Raw genomic sequence first — 23,574 nt, forward strand, 5'->3', positions numbered from 1 at the left:
TGCCGAAAAATGCCGACGACGTTGCTGCTCAAGCGACGGCGCGCTCCGGATGCCACAGTTGCGGCTCATGGTCGATCAGTTCCAGCAGCGCCGTCACCACTTCCGGATCGAACTGGCTGCCGCTGCGCTGCTCAATGTATTCGCGCACCTGCGGATACGGCCACGGCTCCTTGTAGGGCCGCTCGTGCAGCAGGGCATCGAAGACGTCGACCACGGCAACGATGCGCGCGGCCACGGGAATGTTGCGCCCTTTCAAGCCATTCGGATAACCGGCGCCATCGAAGTGTTCGTGGTGGCCGCCGGCGATCTGCGCGCCATACGTGAGATAGCTGACGCCGTCGACCATGTTGGCGGCCCGCTCGAGGATGGTGCGTCCGACGCTGGCGTGCAGCTGCATCTGCGCCCGCTCCTCGTCCGTATGCTTGCCGGGCTTGAGCAGCACGGCGTCCGGCGTGGCCACCTTGCCCACGTCGTGCAGGATGCTGGCCAGGCCTATCATGTCGAGCAGCTGCGGGGTCAGCTCGTCGGCATACACGCCGCGTTGCTGCATGCGCCGGGCGATGGCGTCGGACAACAACTGCACCCGCCGCACGTGGCCGCCCGTGTCGCTGTCGCGGAACTCGGCCAGGTCGGCCAGCGCCACCACGGTCGCTTCCTGCGCCTTGCGCAGCTGGCCGAACATGTACAGGTTGTCGAAGGCGGCGGCGATACGCTGGCAAAACACTTCCAGCAAGTCGCGCTGGATCTGCGCCAGCGGCCACGGCGGCGTGACGGAGATGGCCAGCTCGCGGTTGCCTTCCGTGTGGATGAACAGCACATTGGCCGGATGCTCGAACTGGCTGCGCTTTTCCGCGAACGCCTTGTCGATGGTGGACGTGAGGGCATGGTCGGCAGGCATCGCTTCGGACTCGGCCAGCACGGCATACGTGCCCGTGGCGGCCACCACCTCGGGCCGTCCGGCGCCGCCCTGCATCAGGCACAGCACGCCGTCGGCGCCCACGTCGAGGATGGCGCTGACCTGGTTCAGCACGCCGGAAGCGAATTCGCGCAGGGAATGGATCTGATACAGATTGGTGGCGCCGGCGAGGATCTTGCCCAGACCGATACGGCTGCGTTCGAGCATCATCAGGCTCTCGTAGGCGCGCAGGGCCGAGATGACGGTGGTAAACAACTTTTGCGTCGTCAGTTCCGTCTTGGCCTTGTAATCGTTGATGTCGTATTCGATGATGACGCGCTGCTCGGGCGCCTGGCCCGGCTGGCCCGTGCGCAGCACGACGCGCACGATGGAGTTGTTCAGGTCGGCGCGGATGCGCTTGGCGAGGATCAGGCCGGCGTCATCCGTTTCCATCACCACGTCGAGCAGCACCAGCGCGATATCGGGCGTGTCGCGCAGGATGTCGTACGCCTCGCGGCCGCTGTAGGCGGAAAACAGTTCCAGTTCGCGGCCCTTGAAACTGACATTGCGCAGCGCCAGCCGCGTGACTGCATGCACGTCGACGTCATCATCGACGATCAGGACACGCCACAGGCGCTGGTCGGGCGCGGCCAGCCCGGCAGGACTGGCCACCGGCTCATCTTCGTCGAGCAGCCAGTTATCATCTGCATCGGCCTTGAGGTCGGTCATGAATACTCCTAATGGATAAGTTCGATGTGGACGCTGCGTTGACGCATATCAAGCATAATCAGATTAGATGCTGCTTACAACAGGATTCTGCGTACCGCCTTCGCTGGCGGACGGCGACGACGCCGGCGCCGAGGCACCGCTGCGCGTGGCGCCGCCACAACTATCCTGGCCAGGCCCGACGGCCTGGTAGCGCACTTCATACTTGCCCGCGCTGAGCTGCTCCACCAGCAGCTTGTCGTACGCGAGGATGTACAGGTAGCGCACGTTCGAGCGCCGCTCCGTGTCAAACAGCTTGACGAACACGGGCGCCGCATTGCCGCTGTTGTCGATGCTCACGGCCAGCTCATCGCCCTTGTTACCGATCGGGAATCCATCGACATAGCCGGAATGGGTCGGCCAGGGTTCGCCATTCGGCGCCACCAGCGATGGGGACTCGGCCTTGCCTGCCCCATCGCAGGCGGGCTGGATGCCTTTCAGGCTCAGCTGGGACACGGCCAGCACGCGGATCTCCGGCGTCTTCGCTTGCGGCGGCTCGGGCGCATACGGCTTGCCCACGGCCCAGCTGTCGACTGCCACCGCCTCGCCTTTCGACGACGACACGGCACCGGCCGCCGGCGTGGCCGCTTCCGCATGGGGCTTGGCGCCGTCGCGGGCCAGGCCGCTCCAGGCCGACGCCAGCGCGGCAGGCACGGGCTGCGACGTGTCGAGCATCAGCAAGGCGGCCAGCCAGCCCAGCAACAGGCAGATAAACAAACTCAGCCACCAGCGCCAGTTGCGCCAGACGGGTTGCAGGCCGCGCCGCGGCTTGCCCTTCGGCGGCGGCACATCCTGCGCCCAGGCGTGTTCATGCGGCTGGGCATGGCCTTTCGCGCGGGCATCGCGGCCCTTGCCTTCTTCCTGGTGGGTGCTTTCCAGCCATTCGATTTCCCATTCCTCGGCGGCGATCCACTCGTCGTGTTCCTTGCGGCGTTGTGGATCGGACAAGGTGCCATAGGCGCTGTTGAGGATCGCCATGATGCGGGCGGCCTTTTCGTCGCCGGGATTCTTGTCCGGGTGGTATTTCTGGCTGAGGGCTTTGTACGCGGCACGTATGACTTCCTGCGGCGCCAGGCGCGCCACCTTCAGGTTGTCATAGTGTGTATGTATCTTTCCCATCGTTCTATCTTGAAATCGGTGCGCGGCGACGGGTTCTTGCAGGATGGAACCGTGCTGTGTCGGTCATCATATACGATATGACAAGATAATAACCACCGGCGGACAGGAAATTGCAGGGCGATACTGCCCTGCCTTGATATTGCAGGCGCTTACAAGCGGTGACTGCGGTCGCTGGACAACAGCACTTCCGGCAACTCCACGCGGTGCCCCACCACCAGCACCTTGAACAATTCCCCCATCTCGGCGGGCGACACCAGTTTTTGCACGGCGCTCGCCTGCGGCAAATAGGTCTTGACCTGCTCCGGATCGGTGCGCAGCAGCAAGTCGCCGAGACCCGCGCCCAGCAGGAAGGACGCCTGGTTCATGTAGGCGAGCACATCTAGGCCCGCCTCCTGCGCCGCCACCGCCATCGCCGTAAAATCCACGTGGGCCGTGATGTCCTGCAAGCCGGGCAGATAAAACGGTTCCGCGTGGGCGTGATGGCGGTAATGGCACATCAGGGTGCCCGTGGCGCGCAAGTCCAGGTAATACTCATGCGCAGGAAAACCATAGTCGAACAGCACGGCCGCGCCGCCCTTGCCATTGGTCAGCATGCGCGCCAGCGAGCGCATGAAACCGCAGGCGACGCCATGAATTTCCGTGACATAGCCGACCGGCAAGGCGTCCGCCTCGGGCACCTGGGCGGCGATCTGCGCAGCCACATCGGCGCCAGCGGGCCGTTCGACAAACACGAACTGGCCGTCGGCGATGCTGACGTCGAGTTCGCACCAGCCGGCGGGCGTCTTGCTGATCAGGTTGACGGGCATGGCGTCCAGCACTTCATTGCCGAACACGGCGCCCTCGAAACTGTCGGGAAATCCGTCGAGCCACACCACTTGCGGGAAGGCTGCCAGCGCCAGCTCCTGGCGCGCGCGCAATTCGCCGGACAATTCGACGATCGCATACTGTTCGACATGGATGCCGGCATTCGCCGCTTCCGTCAGGATGTCGCAGGCCAGCTTGCCCGTGCCGGCGCCGAATTCGAGGATGCGCGGGGCCGTTTGCGCCATAATAGCGGCTGCCACATGGGCCAGCGTGGCGCCGAACAGGGGCGAAATCTCCGGCGCGGTTGTAAAATCGCCATCTTTGCCCAGCTTGGCGGCGCCGCCGCTGTAATAGCCGAGGTCAGGCGCATACAGCGCCAGCTCCATGAAGCGGACAAAGGGAATGGCGCCGTCATTGCGCGCGATTTCGGCGGCAATCTGGTGCTGCAAGGCATGGGACGCGGCCAGCGCGTCGCTATCGGGTGCGGGAAGAGACATTCCCGCATTGTAGCGAATCGGCGGCGCATGCCGCCAGTGTGGCGTCCACCGAATATCTCAACCATAGCAAAGACATGACAGAAGCAACGACAACGCCATTCGACAGCACTCCCCGCGTCGCCCTCGTCACGGGCGCGGCGCGCCGCATCGGCCGCGCCATCGCGCTGGGCCTGGCGCGCGACGGCTGGGATATCGCCGTGCATTACCGCGATTCGCGCGACGAGGCGCTCAGCCTGGTGAAGGAAATCACCGCGCTGGGCCGCCGCGCGCAAGCGTTCCCCTGCGACCTGGCGCAGGAAGAGGCCGTGCGCCAGCTGTTGCCGCAGGCGCAGGCGGCGCTGGGCCCCGTGACGTGCGTCGTCAACAACGCATCGTTGTTTGCATACGACAATGCGGGCGATTTTTCCGTCGCCGCGCTCGACGCCCACATGCACGCCAACCTGGCCGCCCCCATCCTGCTGGCGCAAGCCCTGTACCAGGCGACGCCGGCAGGCGGGCAAGCCGTGGTCATCAACTTGCTGGACCAAAAACTGTACAATCTCAATCCTGATTTTTTGTCGTACACCCTGTCCAAGGCGGCGCTGCTGTCGGCGACCACCATGCTGGCCCAGGCGCTGGCGCCGAAAGTGCGCGTGGTGGGCATTGCCCCCGGCATCACCATGGTCTCCGGCGAGCAGACGGAAGCGAACTTTGCCAAGGCGCATGAAAACACGCCGCTGGGACGTTCCAGCACGCCCGAGGATGTGGCCGACAGCGTCTGCTACGTGGCCGGCGCGCGCGCGCTGACGGGCACGACCCTGCTGGTCGATGGCGGCCAGCATTTGATCGGCTTGCCGCGCGACGTCATGTTTTTGACCAAATAATCAGCAGCCCTACCAAACAACCAGCACTCCAGCATTCCCTAAAAGGTAAAACTATGTCGTCCGCCCTGTCCCACCCTCGCCTGGCCGATTGCCGCCGCCTGTTCCTGCGCAATTACGAAGTCCTCATCAACATCGGCGTCTACGACTTCGAAAAAAAGGGCGAGCAGCGCGTCCTCATCAACGTCGACCTGTACATTCCCCTGGCCCTGTCGACGCCCAAGGATGACCAGCTGGAAGAAGTGGTCGACTATGACTTCATGCGCGAAACCATCGCCAAACGCATGGCGCAAGGCCACGTGCAGCTGCAGGAAAGCCTGGTCGACGACGTGCTGGCCGCCATGCTGGCCCACCCGCGCGTGCGCGCCGCGCGCGTATCGAGCATGAAACCGGATGTGTATCCCGACTGCGAAGGCGTGGGCGTGGAAGTATTCAAGATCAAGGATGAAGCATGAACAACATGAATGACACCGCCGTACTGGAAACGATGACGGCCGCCGTGGAAGTGCCGGCCAATGTGGAAGCGCAGAAACTGGCACGCAAGAAGGCGGAAAAGATCGCCCTGGAAAACAACAAGCTGCACAAGCGCTTGTGCCGCCTGGTGGGACAAGCCATCGGCGACTTCAACATGATCGAAGACGGCGACAAGGTGATGGTCTGCCTGTCCGGCGGCAAGGATAGCTATGCGCTGCTGGACATCTTGATGACCTTGCGCGAACGCGCGCCGATTCACTTCGATATCGTCGCCGTCAACCTGGACCAGAAGCAGCCGAACTTCCCGCCGGAAATCCTGCCCGCCTACCTGACGGAACTGGGCGTCGCCTTCCACATCGAAAACCAGGATACTTACAGCATCGTCAAGCGCCTGATTCCGGAAGGCAAGACGACCTGCTCGCTGTGCTCGCGCCTGCGCCGCGGCATCCTGTACCGCGTGGCCGACGAGCTGGGCGCCAACAAGATCGCCCTGGGCCACCACCGCGATGATATTCTGGAAACATTCTTCCTGAATATGTTCTTCGGCGGCAAACTGAAAGGCATGCCGGCCAAGCTGCAGTCGGACGACGGCAAGCACATCGTCATCCGCCCGATGGCTTACGTGAAGGAAGAAGACACGCAGCGCTATGCGGAAGTCAAGGGCTTCCCCATCATTCCATGCGACCTGTGCGGTTCGCAGGAAAACCTGCAGCGCAAGCAGATCAAGGGCTTGATGCGCGAATGGGACAAGAAATTCCCCGGCCGCGTGGAAAGCATCTTCTCGGCCCTGTCGAACGTGGCGCCGTCCCACCTGATGGACCCGAAACTGTTCGGTTTCAAGGATTTGAAGGCGGACGGCGTGGCCAACCCCATGGGCGACATCGCCTTCGACGAAGAGCCGTGCTCGACGCCGACCACGTTCGGCACCATCGCGCTGCAACCGCTGTAAAAACCTCCTGTTGTTCCGCCGCCACCGTCCAGGTGGCGCGCGGTATCTTCCCTCCGCCTCTTTCCCCCCGCGTCCATTTGAGGTACCGTAGTCAGCTCTGCCGGTACGCGGTGCGTCACGCGCGCATCCCTGCACGGCGGTCAGCACGCATTCTTCCGACAACCTCACTGGAATGAACCATGACGCCATCCGCGCTCAAGCGCCCCCTGCTGTTTTCCCTGCTCGCTCTCGGCCTCTCCACCGCCTTCGCTGCGCCCGTCCCCACGCCAGGCGACCGGCAAGCCGACCGCTGGGACCTGACGGCGCTGTATCAAGACGACGCCGCCTTCGACGCCGACGCGAAAAAGCTGTCGGTGCAGCTGCAGCAACTGGGCGCCTGCAAGGGACAGCTGAAAGCGTCGCCGGCCCGCCTGAAAAGCTGCCTGGACCTGTACGCCGAGGCGCGCAAGCGCGTCAACACGCTCACCACCTATGCGGCGCAGTATTACGACCAGGATACGGGCGACAGCAAGGGCAACCAGCTGAACCAGCGCGCCGCCCTGCTGGGCAACGACTTCTCCCAGGCGACGACCTTCCTGCAGCCGGAAATCCTCGCCCTGGGCGCCAGGCGCATCGATGCCATGCTGGCGAAAGACAAGGGTTTGCAACTATACCGTTTTCAATTGAGCAACATGCTGCGCAGCGCGCCGCACACGCTCGACGCGGCTGGCGAACAACTGGTGGCGCAGTTCGGCCTCGCAACAAGCTCGGCCGCCAGCGTCTACCGCACCCTGGCCAATGCGGAAATCCCGTGGCCGACCGTGAAACTGTCGGACGGCAAGGAAGTACGTCTCGACCAGGCGGCGTACACGAAATACCGCGGTGACGACCAGCGCGCCGACCGCAAGCTGGTGTTCGACGCCTTCTTCGGCAAGTGGAAGGAATATGAACGCACGTTCGGCGAAACCCTGTACGGCCAGCTGAAGACGGACGCCGCGTATGCGAAAGTGCGCCGCTATGCCGATTCACAAAGCGCGGCGCTCGACGCCGACCATCTGCCGCCCGCCGTCTACCAGACCCTGATCGCGCAAACCAACGCCAATCTGCCCACCTTGCACCGCTACTTCAAGCTGCGCGCGCGCATGCTGGGCGTCAAGGACCTCGCGTATTACGACATCTATGCGCCGCTGCTGAAAAGCGACCGCACCTTCCCGCTGGCCGACGGCAAGCAGATGATGCTCGATTCCGTCGCGCCGCTGGGCCCGGACTACGTCAAGGCCCTCACCGCCGCCGTGGACGCGCGCTGGATGGACGTGTACCCGCGCCCGCGCAAGGTAGCGGGCGCCTACATGAATGGCGACGCGTACGACGTGCACCCGTTCGTGCTGCTCAACTACACGGACAATTACGAAGCCGTCAGCACCCTGACGCACGAATGGGGCCACGCCATGCACTCGGTGCTGGCCAACAAGGCGCAGCCATCGATCTATGCGCCGTACAGCATCTTTGTCGCGGAAATCGCCTCGACGACGAACGAGGCGCTGCTGCTCGACGCGCGCCTGAAGCAGGCCAAGGATGACGACGAGCGCCTGCTGTACCTGGGCGCGGCGCTGGAAAACCTGCGCGGCACCTACTTCCGCCAGGCCATGTTCGCCGAATTCGAAGCGGCCATCCACGGCAAGGTGGATAAAGGAGAGTCGCTGACGGGCGAAGAGATCACGGCCATCTATGCCGGCATCCTCAAGCGCTACCATGGCGAGGCGCAAGGCGTCATGACCATCGATCCCGCCTACGCGCTGGAATGGGCCTACGTGCCGCATTTTTATCACGGCTTCTATGTGTTCCAGTACGCCACCTCGATCGCCGCGGCGCAGGATTTCGCGCAGCGCATCCTCGACAAGGAACCGGGTGCGCTGGCTGCCTACCTGAAGATGCTCAGCTCCGGCGGTTCCGCGTATCCGTATGAGCTGGTGAAGGCGGCCGGCGTCGACCTGGCCTCGCCGAAACCGTACCAGGCGCTGGTCGCGCGCATGAACGGCATCATGGACCAGATCGAGGCGATTGAAAGCCGCCGGGGGAAATAAGCGCCCGCGCGGACCGGAATCAGGCCGGCTGGTCTGATTCCGGCTTGTCCGCCCCCGCTGCCGCAAACGCCGCCGCATCGCTCTCGAACATGTCTTCCAGTTCCTCGCGCGCCTGGCGCGTGAGAGACATGACTTTTTGCTGGTCCTGGAAGTGCGGCGCCACTTCCAGCAAGGTTTTCAGGTTATGCCGGCCAAAGATGCCGGCCGCGCGCTGCGCCCGCTCCGCGCTGAAGCCCACCTGCTGCAGGGTCTGCTCGCCCAGCAGCAGCGCCGCGGCGAACGTTTCGCGTTCGATCAGCGTCACGCCCCGCTTCATCAATTCATAGTAATGCGTGACGTTGCGCGCGCGCGCCAGAATCGTCAGTTCCGGCAGGCGCAGGCGCACGGCGTCGACCAGCGCCAGGCTGTCGTCCACATTGTCGATGGCGATCACCAGCGCCCTGGCCTTCTCGATGCCGGCCGCCACCAGCAGGTCCACGCGCGTGGCGTCGCCATAAAACACCTTGAAGCCGAACTTGCGCAGCAGGTCGATCTGGTCCGGGTCGTGATCGAGCACCGTCACGCCGATCTTGTTGGCTGCCAGCAGGCGGCCGATGATCTGGCCGAAGCGGCCGAAACCGGCGATGACGATGGGATTGTCCTGCGCCTCGATATGGTCGTCGGGGCGGCGCTTCTTCTCGCCTTGCAGGCGCGGCGCGACGAATTTGTCGTGCAACAGCAGCAGCAAGGGCGTGGCCACCATCGACAGGGTCACCACCACGACCAGCAGCGCGGCCGTCTCCGGCGCAAACACGTGCGCGGCCTCGGCGGCGGCAAACACGACGAAGGCAAATTCGCCGCCCTGCGACAGCAGCAGCGCAAAGAACAGCTGCTGGCCGCGGGGAATGTCGACAAACTTCGACAGCACATACAGCAAGGCGATCTTCACCGCCAGCAGGCCCGCCACCAGGGCCAGGATCAGCAAGGGCTGCGCGCGCAGCACGCCGAAATCGACGGACATGCCCACGGCAATGAAGAATAGGCCCAGGAGCAGTCCCTTGAACGGTTCCAGGTCAGAAATGAGTTCATGGCGATATTCGGAGTCGGCCAGCAGCACGCCCGCCATGAAGGTGCCCAGCGCCATCGACAGGCCCACCGATTCCATCAGCACGCAGATGGCGATCACCAGCAGCAGGGCGAAGGCCGTGAAGATTTCACGCAAGTCCGTCCTGGCGATGAAGCGCAGGATGGGGTTCACCAGAAAACGCCCGCCGATCACCAGCGCCGCCAGCACGGCGGCCAGCTTGGCCACGCGCAGCCAGCCCGGTTCGCCGCTGTGCGTGACCAGCCCGCCCAAGAGCGGCACCAGCGCGATCATGGGAATGGCGGCGATATCTTGGAACAGCAAAATGGAAAAGCCGGCAGAACCGGCCGGGGTGCTCATCAGCTTGCGTTCGCCCAGGGTGGCCAGCACGATGGCCGTCGACGACAGCGACAGGCCCAGCGCGCCGACCAGCGCCGTGCGCCAGTCCACGCCAAAGGCCATGGCCACAGCGCACAAGCCCGCGCTGACGACGCCCACCTGCGCCCCGCCCCAGCCGAAAATCGGGCGGCGCAGCAGCCACAAGCGCTTCGGCTCCAGCTCCAGGCCAATTAAAAACAGCAGCAGCACCACGCCGAATTCGGAAAAGCTGAGGATCACCTCGACATTCTTGATCAGGCCCAGGCCCCAGGGTCCGATGACGACGCCGGCCACCAGGTAACCCAGCACGGCGCCCATGCCCAGGCGCTTGGCCAGCGGCACCATGATGATGGCGGCGACCAGGTAAAACAGTATGTTGATGAGAAAGCTGTGGTGTTCCATGCGGATTCCGGAAAAACGTGACTGGAATCGCAATCATGCCTGAAGTGGCGCGCCAGCGGGGTATCAGGGTTGCGGCGCATCGATGCGTGCGCGCAGTTCGTCGACATTCACGCGCTGGAGGTAGCTTTCGATATTCTTCCACACGGCGTGGTAGCCGTAGCCGCCGTTTTTCAGCTCGTCGATCGCCTTTTCGCGCGGCCAGCCCTGGTACAGCATGCGGTACATGGCGGCCATCATGCCCGTGCGGTCGGCGCCGTGCAGGCAATGCAGCAGCACGGGACCCTGCTGTCCGGCGGCGCGGATGGCACGCATGGTGTCGATCACATGGCGGTCGCGGATGGCCCAGGTATTGATGGGAATGCGGACGGCGCGGATGCCGCTGCCTTCCAGCACTTGCGTATCGGAGTGGAAGGAGCGCAGGCTGATCACCGTCTTCACACCCAGCGCCTGCAGCTGGGCCACGTCGGCGCTATCCAGCCTGGCGCTGCGGTACAGGACGGGCGTGACCTGGTGCAGGTTCGACACCTGCGGCAGCGGCGTGGCCCAATCCGGATGGCGTGGCGGCGATGGTTGCGCCCCGGCCGGCGCGGCGGCCAGCCCCAGGGCGAGGGTCAACAGTACGACATGCAGCATCATGGTCTCCTGGTTATTGAAGAACGGCGCCGGCGCGCAGCACCTGCGCCAGCACGTCCTGGGCGGCGCGCGGGCGGCCCAGGGCCAGCGCCTTTGCGCGCATCGATTGCAACTGCTCGGGATGCTCGAGCAACAGGCGCACCCGGTATTCCAGGGTGACGGCATCGAATGCCTTCAGGGCCACGCCCTGCTCCAGCAGATAGTCGGCATTGCGCTCTTCCTGCCCCGGAATCGGCGAGTTGACGATCATGGGCAAACCCAGGGCCAGGCATTCGGACGTGGTCAGTCCGCCCGGCTTGGTGATCACCAGGTCGGCGCACGCCATCAGGCGCTCGACTTCGCTGGTGAAGCCTTGCGCCAGCAGGCGGCCCGGATACTGGCCGGCCAGTGCCTGCAGCGCCGCCAGCGCGGCGGCGTTCTTCCCCGCCAGCACGATCAGCTGGAAGTCGCCCGGCAGCGCCAGCAGGCGCGAGGCGACCGTTTCAAGGCTGCCCAGTCCCGCCCCGCCGCCCATCAGCAATATCGTCGTGCGCTGCGGGTCGAGGCCAAACGCCTGCGCGCACGACACGCGGTCGGGCACCTGCGCAAACGCGGGCATGATGGGGATGCCCGTCACGTGGATGCGTTCGGCGGGGATGCCTGCGTGGCGCATGCGGAACGCCACTTCGTCGGTGGCGGCAAAATATCCCTGCATCTGTTCATGCACCCACATGCGGTGCAAGTCGAAATCCGTGACTTGCACCCAGACGGGGCAAGCCAGCTGCTGCTGGCGCAGCGCGCGCGACAGCAGTTCGGCCGGCAGGAAATGCGTGCAGATGATGGCGTCAGGCTGGAAGGCGGCGATCTGCGCCATCAGCGCGCGCGTGTTGAGGCGCTCGATGCCACGGCGCAGGCGCTGCATGGTGCTGTCGCGCGGCGCATCGTGGGTGGCGTGATACAGATAGCCCCACAGCGCGGGGGCCTTGTTGACCAGCTTGATATAGAAATCCGTGTACAGCTTGCGAAATGCCGGCGTGACGAAGTCCATCACGTCGAGATGCAGGACCAGCGCCGCAGGGCCTGCGCCGCCATCGCGCGCCGCATACGCCTCGATGGCTTGCGCCGCGCGCATGTGACCGGCGCCGGCCGAGACGCTCAGGAGAAGAATTTTTTGTGTCATGAAAAGCCGATGCGTGAACAGGTTGCGCGCGGACGCGAAAGATGCATTAGCAGGATAACATCGTTGCAAGCTGGCCGGCTTGATCTGGCCACGCGCGCGCTAACCAATGACGGGGACGGGCAAGGCCGACACTTTCCAGCTGCCTTTGAGCTTGCGTTCGATCAAGGCCGGCAAGGTGCTGGCGTCAGGCGCGCCTTTTTTGGTGAATTTCACCGGCACCAGCAGATAGATGGTGACCTTGTCATCGTCGGCAATGTCCTCCTCCGGCTCCGCATTCCAGCGCTTGTCGATGGCCAGCAGCGCGTCGACGCCGTCCGGCCAGGCCAGGTCCGCCAGATGCGGATCGTCGCGCCGCAGCAGCTCGCCCGCCGCCAGGCTGGCCCGGTCGAGCGTGCGCCGTCCCAGGCGTGCCAGCAGCGCCACAGGAAAGCGCAAGGGGCTGTGCTCCGCAAAGCCGTGCACAGTCAGCGGCCAGCGGCCAGGCAGGCAGATGGCCAGTTCGGTCATCGGGGATTGCTGGAACAGGCCGGCCGTAAACAACAGCTTGAAATCGCTCTTGCCGCCGATGCAGCTGATCCCCAGCGAAAAGCGCGCGTCGCCGCTGTCCGGGCTGAACACGGCCGGCAATACCCAGCCGGCGCTGTTGTGCATGAAGGTGCGGATCGATTCCTGCGGCGAGGCGGCTGCTTGCCGCGGCACATCGAGTATGCTGACGCCGCCGGCGGCAGCGAGCAATTGGGCGATCACGGGAAAACCCCAGCCGGTGGCGATATCGACCGGCGCCTGGTTCCAGCGCGTATGCAGGCGGTTCGGATTGGCGCCCGACTGCAGCAGCAATGCCACCACGTCCTGGTGGCCGCCCACGCAGGCGCTGGCCAGCGGCGAGAGTATATTGTCCGGCAAGCCGTCGACGGCAGCACCCTGCCCGAGCAGCCAGCGGCAGGTATCCAGATGGCCATGGCTTGCCGCCGCGTCCAGCGGCGTATGGTTGCGGTAGCCGGGCAAGGGCAGGTCGATGTCCAGGCCCAGCGACACGAGCAGGACGCAGACGTCGCGGCTGCCGCCGGCCGCGGCCAGATGCAGCAGCGATTCGCCGTCATCCATGTTGTAGCGGCGCAAGGTCAACAGCAGCGGCGTGGCCTCGAGCAGGCTGCGCACCTGTTCCACCTGATTTTCGCCGACGGCGTCGCAGAGGCGAAAAAACGTCTCGCGGTGCTGGTTGTAGAGTGTCTTGTTGCCCATGCATGGTCTCTGCTCGTGGTGGCGGCGCCATCATCGAGCGGAGAATAGCATTTTCTTCCGATTAATCTGTGCGATTTGACAACTTCGGTGTGCGCGTCGGCGGCAATGCCAGGCCGGCCGGCGCCACATCCGTGCGCAGCACCGGATACAGGTTCAGGCGCTCATCCCAGGACGCGTGGCGGCGGGCGAAGAATTCCAGGCGCGCGGCCGGGCTCTTGGCAAATGCGGGATCGCTGGCCAGCTTCTGCTGGAACTGCGCCGCCAGCGCCGGGTCGGCAGCCAGCTGCGCGCGCGCCACGTCTTCGGCCACGTATTCTTCCATGTACTCCTTGCGCTCGAAGGCCGTATTGAAACTGCCCCAGGCCAGCAGGGAATCGGGCGCGCGCGGTTCGAGCAGGGCCACGACCAGGCGCGCCTTGGCCTGGTTGACGGGCACGTACAGCGCGCCTGCGTCGACCACGCGCGCCTCTTTCTGCCACTCGCCCTGCACGGCCGCCGTCTGGCGTCCCTCGAACGACTGCGCGCCGAATTTCACCTGCGTGGCGCGGAAGGCTTCAACCGGCAGCTTGTCCGGTGCGCCAGCCAGCACCTGGTACGACACGCCATGCTGGCGCAGCTTGGCCGCCACCATCTGCGCCTGCGCGGCGGGCACCAGGTAGCCGGCCTGCGGCGCGGCCTGCTGCAGGTCGGGCACGATCTCGTCGCGCAGCGGCACGTTCCAGATCTGCGGCGTGGTTTCATCGTAGCGCGTCATCAGCGCGCCCGACACTTCGGAAGGCGTGCGCGTGTAGGCGTAGCCGCGAAACGCGATCAGGCGGCTCTTCTCCGTCGTCTTGTAGGTAAGCGGCAAGGTGGCGCCGGCCAGCTGCGCGGCGCGCGCGTCCGCCTCGAGCGCCGTTTGCCGCCACTGCACGCCATGCTGCGCCACTTGCGACAGCAGCGAAACGATGGTGTTGCGGGTGATGCGCACGCGGGTCGGATAATCCTTCCACGAATGGGTTTCCACCAGCATGCCGAAGCGGTTGCGCAGCTGGAAATAGCCATGCGAGAAGCGGGGATTCGGCGCCGAATCGACAAAACCCGATTGCGGATTGTCGTTCTCGGCAAACGAAATATAAAACGGTTTCGGGTCCGAACCCTGGCTGGCCAGGTCGGCCAGCACGCCGTCGCGCAGCGCCGTTCCCGCCACGCGCAGGGCCGCATCGCCCGCATGCACGGGTTCGACCTGGATCGAGATATCGGGTTCGAACTGGGCGCCGTCGGTGACGTGCAGGTCAACATACGCCAGCGGATCCCAGGCATTGACCAGCGCCAGCATGTGCTGCATCTCGGGCGTATCGGCCTTCATGTATTCGCGGTTCAGATTGTAGTTTTGCGCCGTGCTGCGCCAGCCCATTTCCACGGGACCGCGCTGGTTCGGACGGTTCCACTGGCCGAAGCGCTCATGGCCATCGACATTGAAGACGGGGACGAACAGCAGCACCTGCTTGTCCAGCGCGCCGGGCACCGCCTTGCCCTCCAGGACTTCGCGCAAGGCCAGGAAGCCCGCATCCTTGCCATCGATTTCGCCCGCATGGATGCCGCCCTGCACCAGCAGCACGGGTAGCTTGCGGCGCGCCGCTTCGGCCGGCGTCAGCGCGCCCGTATTCGTCACGGCCAGCGCCAGCATGGGGCGGTTTTCCGGCGTGCGGCCGAACTCCACGCAGCGCACCTGCTTCGGATAGCGCGCCTGGAACTGGCGGCACAGGGTTTCCACTTCCGCGTAGCGGCCCGTATTCAAAAAGCCCGAGCGCTCGGCCACCGTCGTCAGGACGGGAGCGGTGTGTGCGCTGGCGGCAAACACGGTCAACAGGGCGGTGGACAGCAGGGCGTGGCGTAGCATGGGTCAAACTCCATCGAGAGAGGACAAGCGGGCAATTATAGAGTGGCGGTCGGATAAAAACGCGCCGGAAAATAAAAAAGCCGGAACAGCATCAGCTGCTCCGGCCTTGCTCTGGCAAGCGTGAATTACGAGCCAAAATGGTAGTTGAACTCGATCCACCCCTGGCGGCCTTGCGGGCTGTAGTTGCCGATCGGGTAGTACGGCCAGCCGTTGCTGGCGTCGCGCTTGATCTTGTCGAACACGTTGTTGACGATCAGCGAAACGGTGGCGCGGTCGTTGATGCGGTAGACGGTGCTGATGTTGGCCAGCGCCGTCGGCGTCAGGTAAGCCTTGCCGGCGGCATTCGGCACCTTGCCGTAGCGGCTGACCAGCAAGGTATTCGACCAGTCGCCCGCAGCCCAGTTGACGCTCAGGTTCAGCTTGTCGGGCCAATCCATGTTGGTCATCGATTTGGTTTCATCGGTCTCTGCATCGCCGGCGAATTGCTGCGATTTCTTGCTCAGTACCCGGGCGTAGTTGGCCTTGAAGGCGAAGCGGCCATAGTCCGTCGTGCGCAGCAAATACTTCAGGCTGACGTCGATGCCGCTGCTGCTTTTCTTGGCCGCGTTGATCGGGTTGACGGTGATGGTCTTGATCTCGCCCGCCTTGTTCAAGGCATTGGCCGCGTAACGCTCGATACGGCCCAGGGTATCGATACAGGTCGGCGAGCCGATATCGGCCTTGCCGAGGCGGCAATCGGATTCGTCGCGCAGCAGCTTGTCGGCGTCCAGATTCGTCACCAGGTCGTCGATCTTGATGTTCCAGTAATCGACCGAAACGTCGAAATTGGAACTCGGCGACCAGACGGCGCCCACGCCGAAGGACTTGCCCTTCTCCGACTGCAGGTCGCGGCTGCCGTTCTGCACGTAATCGGCACCCGGCGATTTATTGGCATACTCGCAGCCGTCGATGGCCTTGCCCGCAGCATCGCAACGGTAATAGTCGGTGGTGCTCGCATAATAGCCTTTGCCGCGTGCCTGGTAGATGTAATTCATGTCCGGCGCGCGGAAGCTGGTGGCATAGTTGGCGCGGAACAGCAGGTCCGGCGCCGGACGCAACTCCAGCCCGCCGTTGTAGGTGAACTTGCCTTCCTTGCGGCCGGCAAAGCTGTAGCGGTCATAGCGGCCGGCGACGGTAGCGGTCAGCTTTTCATGCAGCGGCACATTCAACTCCGCGCCCAGCGCATAGCGCGAACGGGTGCCGGCCGTGACGCCCGAACCGGTGGCGACATTGAAATAGCCCTGGTCGATGCGCGCGTCGGGTTCGTTGCTGAAGCCCTGCTTGCTTGCTTCGGCAATCGTGGCGATTTTCACCGTACCGGCAGGCAGCTGGAACAGGTCGCCATTCGTGGCCAGGCTCAGGGTATTCGTCCAGGCCTTGTCCTTGCTGTCGCTGTAGCCGCTGATACTGTCGAATTCGGCCGGCGTCAGGCGCTGCGACAGGCGCGCGGGATCGGGGGCGTAGATGGCCACGCCATTCGCGTCCGTGCCCAGCTTCGGTCCCAGGAAGAAGCTGTCGATGTTCGAGCGCAATTGCGGCCGGTGGGCTTCGCTCGTGTAGACCGAGGCGTTGTAGTTCGCCTCATATTGCCAGGCGCTGCCCGGAATGCGACCCTTGGCGCCCAGCGAGATGGCCGTGGCCAGGTCGTCCCAGCTGCGGTTGTAGCGCTGCACGCCGCCGATTTCCTCGGGCGAGATAAAGCGCGTCCACTCTTCGTAGGCGCCGCTGTTCTGGTTCAGAAAGGAATTGCCGTTCAGCGAAACCGAGGTCCACGACGGGCCGCGCGTATTGTTGACGGTCTTGTTCTTGCCGATCAGGACATCGGCAAACAGGGTGGTGTCGGCATCGAGCTCGTAATTGGCGCTGCCGAACACGTTCTGGCTCTGGTTCTTCGTCTGCGTGGTCCAGAAGGTCGGGCGGGCTTTCGGGCTGGCGCAATAGCTGCCGTTTGCCGCCGTATACTTGCTGACGCTGCCGCCGAACATGTCGCCGAACTGACCGCAGGTGTCGCCCAGGTCGACATAGTTGCCGGCCTTGCCTTTCACCAGGGTGCGGCGCGCGGCGATCGTCGTCGGCACGCCGGAGCGGCTGGTCATGAAGTCGCGGTCCATGCTCCACAGCGGGTCGCGCTGGCTCAGTTCCACGCTAAACAGGGTATGCAGCTTGTCGAAATTGCCGCCGCCCGTCAGCTGCACACGCTGGTTGCCGGCGCCGCCGCGCGAGGTGCCGCCCAGCTTGACGTTGATATCGAAGCCGTCCGTCTGTTTTTTCAGGATCACGTTGACCACGCCGGCGATCGCGTCCGAGCCATAGATGGCCGAGGCGCCGCCGTTGAGGATTTCGATGCGGTCGACAATGCTCGACGGGATGTTCGCCAGGTTGGTGAAGTTGACGGCGCCGTCATAGGCGATGGGGAAGTCGGCCAGGCGGCGGCCGTTCAGCAGGATCAAGGTATGGTTCGGACCCAGGCCGCGCAGGCTGATGGTATTGGCCGACGGCGTGAAGGTATTGCCGTAATCCTCGCCCTGCGTAAAGCCGCTGTTCTGCACCTGGCTGGTCAGCGCGTCGAAGACGTTCTTGTAGCCCTGCTTGGTGATTTCGTCGCCGGTCAGGATGGTGACGGAAGACGGGCCTTCCAGGCTGGCGCGGGGAATGCGCGAACCGGTGACCACGACGGCTGGCGGGGTGGCCGCCGCCTGCTGATCCGCTGCGGGCGCTTGCGTTTGCGCGTGCGCCTGCCATGCGGTGCCGCCCAGGATGGCCAGTACGCCAAGGCTGAGCGGTGTTAACTTGAACTGTTTCGACATCGTTGCGCTTCTCAAGGTGGGAGAAAAGCGGCAAGATAGCAAAATGTCAGTCATTCCAGAACGAATGGATTCATCTTTCTATATATCAAAATTGTTATATAGAAAGATTCATGAGCAGAAAAACGCCAGGCGTTCCCGCTAGCTCATGGCAGGAACATGCGCGTTAACGGCGTCTGATGGCAATTTCCTTGTAGGACGGCCGCAACAGACGCGCGGTCGTGTCGGCCGGACTCTCCATCGAACTCAACAGCCTGGTGGCCCCCATGGCCGGCGTGCAGCTGCCGCTGCTGCGGTAGCGCAACGCCGCCGCCAGCATGCCTTCCGCCGCGTCGCCCAGCGCATGCTGGTAATCGTCCGCCACGTCGCAGGTCGGCGCCATGCCATCGGCAAAGTCGCCAAAGCCCTTGGCGTTGACGCCCTGGAATTGCACGGCGAAATACGTGGTGCCGCAATTCGGCGCGGGATAGAAACCGTAGGGCTTGCCACACGTCGTGCCGCCGATCAGGTTGACTTGCACGTCCACGCCGCGCAAGCCGTTGATGATCGCTTCGCTGGCCGAGCAGGTGTTGCCCGTTGTCAATAAGGTCACCCGCTTGAGCCCCAGCGAGGGCAGCGGCGTGCCCTTGGCCAGGGGATTCTGCGCGGGAAAGCCCTGGCTTTGCGCATGGAATGGCACGGGCGCTTCCGGCCGCGTCTTGTCATTGAAGAGCACCTGCTCGAAGGTCTTGCCGGCAGTGACTTGCGGACCGGCGATCATGTAAGCGAGTTCGCTGGCGACATCGAGGTAACCGCCGCCGTTGTAGCGCACATCGAGCACCAGGTCGCTGATGCCGGCCGCCTGGAAGCGGGCCATGGTCTCGACCAGCTGGCGTTCGGCCACGTTGTTGTGCGTATTGAAGGTCAGGTAGCCCACCTTGCCCGTGGGCGTGTCGATGATGCGCTCGTTCTGCACGGCGCTGGTGCTCACGTCCACCGCCGTCAGGCTCACCGACAGGGGCGCGCCGTTACGGCTCAATCCCAGCGTGTGCGCGCCTTGCGCCTTGGGGAACAGGCCGGCGTTGAGGATAGCCACGCTGGCCGCGTCGGGGGCATTGACGAAATCGACGCCATCGATGGTTTGCAGCACGTCACCGCGCCGCAAGCCCGCCAGTGCCGCCGGCGAGCCCGGCTCGACGATCGAGATCACCGCCTTGCGCGGCGGCGTGCTACGCGTCAGCGCCAGCAGCATGCCGTAGCCCAGTTCCACGCCGTTGAGCGAAGCTTCCCATTCTGTCGTCGGCAAGGTGAAATGAAACTGGTCCTTCGGCTTGCCGGACGCCGTCATCGCCGTTGTTTTCAGCACATCGAAGTACGCGACGGGCGTGGCGAAGCTTTGCGCCTGGTAGGTGGTCGGCACTTCGCGGTACCACAGATACGTTTCATCGATCCAGCTGCGCACCCACGTCAGTTCATCGAGCAAGGTGCCCGGCTTGTCGATGCTGCTGCCGCGCGGCGCCGCGCAGCGGTTCTCGACCGTGGACGAAGCGACCAGCGCCGCCGGACCCGCCGGCGTCACGGGCGGCACGACGGGCGCGCTGTCGCTGCCGCCGCCACCTCCGCCGCAGGCACTCAACAACAATACGAGAGGAACCGCCAGGGCGGAAAAGCGCAGGGAAGACATGACGAACTTTCCGAAAAGAAATTATCGAAAAATTATAAGACGTTTTACAAACAGGCGTTGTTTTCTTTGATACAAAAAAAATGGCGCCCGCAGGCGCCATTGCTACAGCGTGAAGTTCACCCCATCACGCCACGGTGGCCGCCACGGGTGCCGCCACGACGGGCGGCAGCGGCGTCGGTGCGTTGAAGGCGATCAGCAAACTGGCTTCCTTCTCTTTCGCCGCCTTCAAATGACGCTCCTTCACGTGGCCATAGCCGCGGATGTCTTCCGGGATGCTGGCTATCGCCACGGCTTGCGCCAGCTTGGCCATCGTCAGTTTCGGCAGCAAGCCGCCCACCGTCGCACGGTATTCGAGTATCAGCGCGCGCTCCATCTTGCGCTCGGCCGTATGGCCGAACACGTCGAAAGCCGTGCCGCGCAAGCCCTTGAACTTGGCCAGCACGCCAAACGCCTTCAGCATCCACGGGCCATATTCCTTCTTGATCAAATGGCCATGGGCATCCGTTTTCGCCATGATCGGCGGCGCCAGGTGGAACTTGAGCTTGATGTCGCCTTCGAACATGGCGGCGATCTTCGCCTGGAAGGCGCCGTCCGTGTACAGGCGCGCCACTTCGTACTCGTCCTTGTAGGCCATCAGCTTGTAGAAGTAGCGGGCCACGGCTTCCGTCAGGCGCAGGTGCGGGCCATTCAGCGCGCTTTCGGCGGCGCGCACCTGGCCGACGAAGTCCAGGTATTGCTGCGCATACGCGCGGTCCTGGTAAGCCGTCAGCAGGGCCACGCGCTTTTCGATCAGGTCGTCGAGCGTTTCGATGCGCTTGAATTCCACCACCTTGGCTGGCGTCGTCATGCGCACCAGGCTGGCCGCATCGTGGGCGCCGGCGCGGCCCCAGTTGAAGGCGGCCTTGTTGAACGCCACCGAGACATTGTTCAAGTCGATGGCCTTCATGATGGCAGCTTCCGACAGCGGCACCTTGCCTTTTTGCCAGGCGTAGCCGAGCATGAACATGTTCGTGGCGATCGAGTCGCCCATCAGCGCCGTGGCGATCTGGCCCGCGTCGATGAAGTCCACGTGGTCGCTGCCGCACGCCTTTTCGATTTCCATGCGCGCCGAGGCGCCGGGGAATTGCCAGTCCGGGTTTTTCACGAACGCGGCCGTCGACGAGCTGGTCGAGTTGATCATGGCCCAGCTGCGGCCCTCTCCCATGCGCGACAGGGCGTCGCGGCTGGCCGTAACGATCAGGTCGCAGCCGATGACGAGGTCAGCCGCACCGGTGCCCACGCGCGTCGAGTGGATATCTTCCTGGCGGTCCGCCAGGCGCACGTGCGACATCACGGGGCCGCCTTTTTGCGCCAGGCCGCTCATGTCCAGCACGGAACAACCCTTGCCTTCCACGTGGGCCGCCATGGCCAGGATCTGGCCGACGGTGACAACGCCCGTGCCGCCGATGCCGGTGACCAGGATGCCGAACGGCTCAGCCGTTGACGGAATGACTGGCGTCGGCAAGGCTGGCGCAGCTGGCGCGTCCTTGTCGGCAGCAGCCGCCTTCTTCGGCTTTTTCAAGCCGCCGCCTTCCACCGTCACGAAACTGGGGCAGAAACCCGTCGTGCACGAGAAATCCTTGTTGCAGGACGACTGGTTGATCTGGCGCTTGCGCCCCAGTTCCGTTTCCAGCGGTTCCACCGACAGGCAGTTCGATTGCACGGAACAGTCGCCGCAGCCTTCGCAGACGGCTTCGTTGATGACGGCGCGCTTGGCCGGGTCCGGGTATTCATTGCGTTTCCGGCGGCGGCGTTTTTCCGAAGCACAGGTCTGGTCGTAGATCATGGCCGATACGCCGGGCATGTCGCGCAGTTCGCGCTGCACGTCCATCAGTTCCGAACGGTGGCGCACGGTGACGCCTTCCGCCCAGGCGTAATCGTCCGGGTACTTTTCCGGTTCATCCGTGACGACGATGATGGGACCGACGCCTTCGGCGGCGATCTGGCGCGAAATGATGGCCGGCGACAGCGGGCCGTCGAATTCCTGGCCGCCCGTCATGGCCACCGCATCGTTGAACAGAATTTTATAAGTGATGTTCACCTTGGCCGAGACGGCCGCGCGGATGGCCAGGATGCCCGAGTGGAAATACGTGCCGTCGCCGAGGTTGGTAAATACGTGCTTTTCATTCGTGAACGGCGCCTGCCCCACCCACGTGACGCCTTCGGCGCCCATGTGGGTGAATGTCGACGTTTCGCGGTCCATCCACAGCACCATGTAGTGGCAGCCGATGCCGGCCAGCGCGCGCGAGCCTTCCGGCACCTTGGTCGAACTGTTGTGCGGGCAGCCGGAGCAGAAGAACGGCGTGCGGTCCTTTTGCGGATCCGGTTTCACGCTGATGGCCTTGAGGACGTTTTCCTTCGCTTCCAGATAGGCGATGCGTTCCTTCACGCGCTGCTCCACCGGATGACCGGCGTAATAGCGCGAAATGCGGCTGGCAATGGCGCGGGCGATCATGGCCGGGTTCAGCTCATACGTGGCCGGCAGCAGCCAGTCGCCGTGACCGGTGCCCTTCTGGTTGCTCCATTCGCCCGTGTCATCGAACTTGCCGACCACGCGCGGACGCTCGCCGTCCTTCAGGTTGTACAGTTCTTCCTTCAGCGCGTATTCGAGGATTTGCCGCTTTTCTTCCACCACGAGGATTTCGTCGAGGCCCTTGGCAAATTCATGCACGCCGTCCGCTTCCAGCGGCCACGTCATGCCGATCTTGTACAGGCGGATGCCGATGTCGGACGCCGTCTGTTCGTCGATGCCCAGGTCGGCCAGCGCCTGGCGCGTGTCCAGGTAGGATTTGCCGGCCGTGATGATGCCAATGCGCGCCTTCGGGCTGTCCCAGATGATTTTATTGAGCTTGTTGGCACGCGCATACGCCAGCGCCGCATACCATTTGTAGCTGTTCATGCGTACTTCTTGTTCCAGCACCGTGTCGGGCCAGCGGATGTTCAAGCCGCCGGCAGGCATTTCGAAGTCGGTCGGCAGGGTGATCTGCACGCGGTCCGGGTCGAAATCGACGGCGGCGCCCGACTCGATGATGTCGGTCACGCATTTCATCGACACCCACAGGCCCGTGTAGCGGCTCATGGCCCAGGCGTGCAAGCCGTAGTCGATGTATTCCTGCACCGACGACGGGTACAGCACGGGGATGCCGCAAGCGTTCAGGATATGGTCGGACTGGTGCGCCGTGGACGAGGATTTCGCCGCATGGTCGTCGCCGGCCAGCACCAGCACGCCGCCATGCTTGGCGGAGCCGGCGTTATTCGCGTGTTTAAAGACGTCGCCGCAGCGGTCGACGCCGGGGCCCTTGCCGTACCACATGCCAAACACGCCGTCGTATTTGGCGTCTTCGAACAGATTCGTTTGCTGCGTGCCCCAGACGGCCGTGGCGGCCAGATCTTCGTTCAGGCCCGGATGGAATTTGACGTGGTGTTCATCGAGATATTTCTTGGCCTTGATCGCCGTCATGTCGACGGACGTCACAGGCGAACCGCGGTAACCGGTGATATAGCCGGCCGTATTCAAGCCCGCCTTCAAATCGCGCTCGCGCTGCAGCATGGGCAGGCGGATCAGCGCTTGCGTGCCCGTCATGAAGGCGCGACCGCGCTCCAGCGTGTATTTGTCGTTCAGGGAAATTTCGGACGCGTGCGCGCCCGGCTCAAGACTCGAGCCCTTGATTGGTGCATTCATTACTTGTCTCCATTATTCTCTGTGCTACGCGTGCAAAGTCGGTTGAACTCACACGTACCGGCTGTGCCTTGTGGACAATGCCGGTGCGGAAAAATGACTTGTTTGTCGTAGACTACCACAGGAATGCGCGCAGTTCTTTGCTGCGCTGCACTCCCGGGCGGG

15 protein-coding genes are annotated in these 23,574 nt (G+C 64.0%); 4 read left to right on the forward strand and 11 right to left on the reverse strand.

Going from position 1 to position 23,574, the window contains the following annotated elements; genetic code table 11:
- Nucleotides 1-28: 28 nt before the first annotated feature.
- The 3 genes from VPH40_RS11615 to VPH40_RS11625 all read right to left on the reverse strand — a co-directional run bounded on the left by VPH40_RS11615 (nt 29) and on the right by VPH40_RS11625 (nt 4,080).
- On the reverse strand, nt 29-1,624 hold the full coding sequence (locus VPH40_RS11615; protein ID WP_099665767.1) for a DUF3369 domain-containing protein: 1,596 nt from the start codon (nt 1,622-1,624) through the stop codon (nt 29-31).
- Between the two features lie 63 nt (nt 1,625-1,687).
- On the reverse strand, nt 1,688-2,779 hold the full coding sequence (locus VPH40_RS11620; RefSeq protein WP_328573501.1) for a J domain-containing protein: 1,092 nt from the start codon (nt 2,777-2,779) through the stop codon (nt 1,688-1,690).
- A gap of 149 nt (nt 2,780-2,928) precedes the next feature.
- Nucleotides 2,929-4,080, reverse strand: a complete 1,152-nt coding sequence (locus VPH40_RS11625; RefSeq protein WP_251349426.1) for a class I SAM-dependent methyltransferase — start codon at nt 4,078-4,080, stop codon at nt 2,929-2,931.
- Between the two features lie 74 nt (nt 4,081-4,154).
- On the opposite strand from VPH40_RS11625, the gene VPH40_RS11630 reads away from it, so the two are divergent.
- The 4 genes from VPH40_RS11630 to pepF all read left to right on the forward strand — a co-directional run bounded on the left by VPH40_RS11630 (nt 4,155) and on the right by pepF (nt 8,426).
- Nucleotides 4,155-4,943 (forward strand): SDR family oxidoreductase, encoded by a 789-nt coding sequence (locus VPH40_RS11630; RefSeq protein ID WP_328573502.1) that lies wholly within the window; start codon nt 4,155-4,157, stop codon nt 4,941-4,943.
- Between the two features lie 53 nt (nt 4,944-4,996).
- A complete protein-coding gene (locus VPH40_RS11635) occupies nt 4,997-5,395 on the forward strand; it encodes a dihydroneopterin aldolase (RefSeq protein WP_046682033.1) in 399 nt (132 codons plus the stop codon).
- 32 nt (nt 5,396-5,427) lie between these two features.
- Nucleotides 5,428-6,363, forward strand: coding sequence for a tRNA 2-thiocytidine(32) synthetase TtcA (gene ttcA, locus VPH40_RS11640; protein WP_251349712.1), 936 nt, complete (start codon nt 5,428-5,430; stop codon nt 6,361-6,363).
- 179 nt (nt 6,364-6,542) lie between these two features.
- Nucleotides 6,543-8,426: an oligoendopeptidase F gene (pepF, locus tag VPH40_RS11645; RefSeq protein ID WP_328573503.1), complete on the forward strand. Its 1,884-nt coding sequence runs from the start codon at nt 6,543-6,545 to the stop codon at nt 8,424-8,426.
- A gap of 19 nt (nt 8,427-8,445) precedes the next feature.
- Here the strand turns inward: pepF and kefC are convergent, their stop codons facing one another.
- From kefC to VPH40_RS11685, 8 genes are all read right to left on the reverse strand, one after another.
- Nucleotides 8,446-10,269 carry a glutathione-regulated potassium-efflux system protein KefC gene (kefC, locus tag VPH40_RS11650; RefSeq protein WP_099665772.1) on the reverse strand — a complete coding sequence of 608 codons (1,824 nt, stop codon included), beginning with the start codon at nt 10,267-10,269 and terminating at the stop codon, nt 8,446-8,448.
- 63 nt (nt 10,270-10,332) lie between these two features.
- Nucleotides 10,333-10,902, reverse strand: a complete 570-nt coding sequence (locus tag VPH40_RS11655) for a dual specificity protein phosphatase family protein (protein ID WP_251349430.1) — start codon at nt 10,900-10,902, stop codon at nt 10,333-10,335.
- 13 nt (nt 10,903-10,915) lie between these two features.
- Entirely contained in the window at nt 10,916-12,061 is a 1,146-nt protein-coding gene (locus VPH40_RS11660; protein WP_328573504.1) for an MGDG synthase family glycosyltransferase, read from the reverse strand.
- 99 nt (nt 12,062-12,160) lie between these two features.
- Nucleotides 12,161-13,303, reverse strand: coding sequence for an ankyrin repeat domain-containing protein (locus VPH40_RS11665; protein WP_328573505.1), 1,143 nt, complete (start codon nt 13,301-13,303; stop codon nt 12,161-12,163).
- Nucleotides 13,304-13,364: 61 nt separating this feature from the next.
- Nucleotides 13,365-15,185, reverse strand: a complete 1,821-nt coding sequence (locus tag VPH40_RS11670) for a M14 family metallopeptidase (protein ID WP_328573506.1) — start codon at nt 15,183-15,185, stop codon at nt 13,365-13,367.
- 125 nt (nt 15,186-15,310) lie between these two features.
- A complete protein-coding gene (locus VPH40_RS11675; protein WP_328573507.1) occupies nt 15,311-18,031 on the reverse strand; it encodes a TonB-dependent receptor plug domain-containing protein in 2,721 nt (906 codons plus the stop codon).
- 163 nt (nt 18,032-18,194) lie between these two features.
- On the reverse strand, nt 18,195-19,691 hold the full coding sequence (locus tag VPH40_RS11680; RefSeq protein ID WP_328573508.1) for a S41 family peptidase: 1,497 nt from the start codon (nt 19,689-19,691) through the stop codon (nt 18,195-18,197).
- Between the two features lie 124 nt (nt 19,692-19,815).
- Nucleotides 19,816-23,412: an indolepyruvate ferredoxin oxidoreductase family protein gene (locus VPH40_RS11685; RefSeq protein ID WP_328573509.1), complete on the reverse strand. Its 3,597-nt coding sequence runs from the start codon at nt 23,410-23,412 to the stop codon at nt 19,816-19,818.
- Between the last annotated feature and the right edge of the window lie 162 nt (nt 23,413-23,574).

The sequence above is a fragment of the Janthinobacterium sp. P210005 genome (assembly GCF_036231865.1).
Taxonomy (GTDB): Bacteria; Pseudomonadota; Gammaproteobacteria; order Burkholderiales; family Burkholderiaceae_D; genus Janthinobacterium; species Janthinobacterium kumbetense.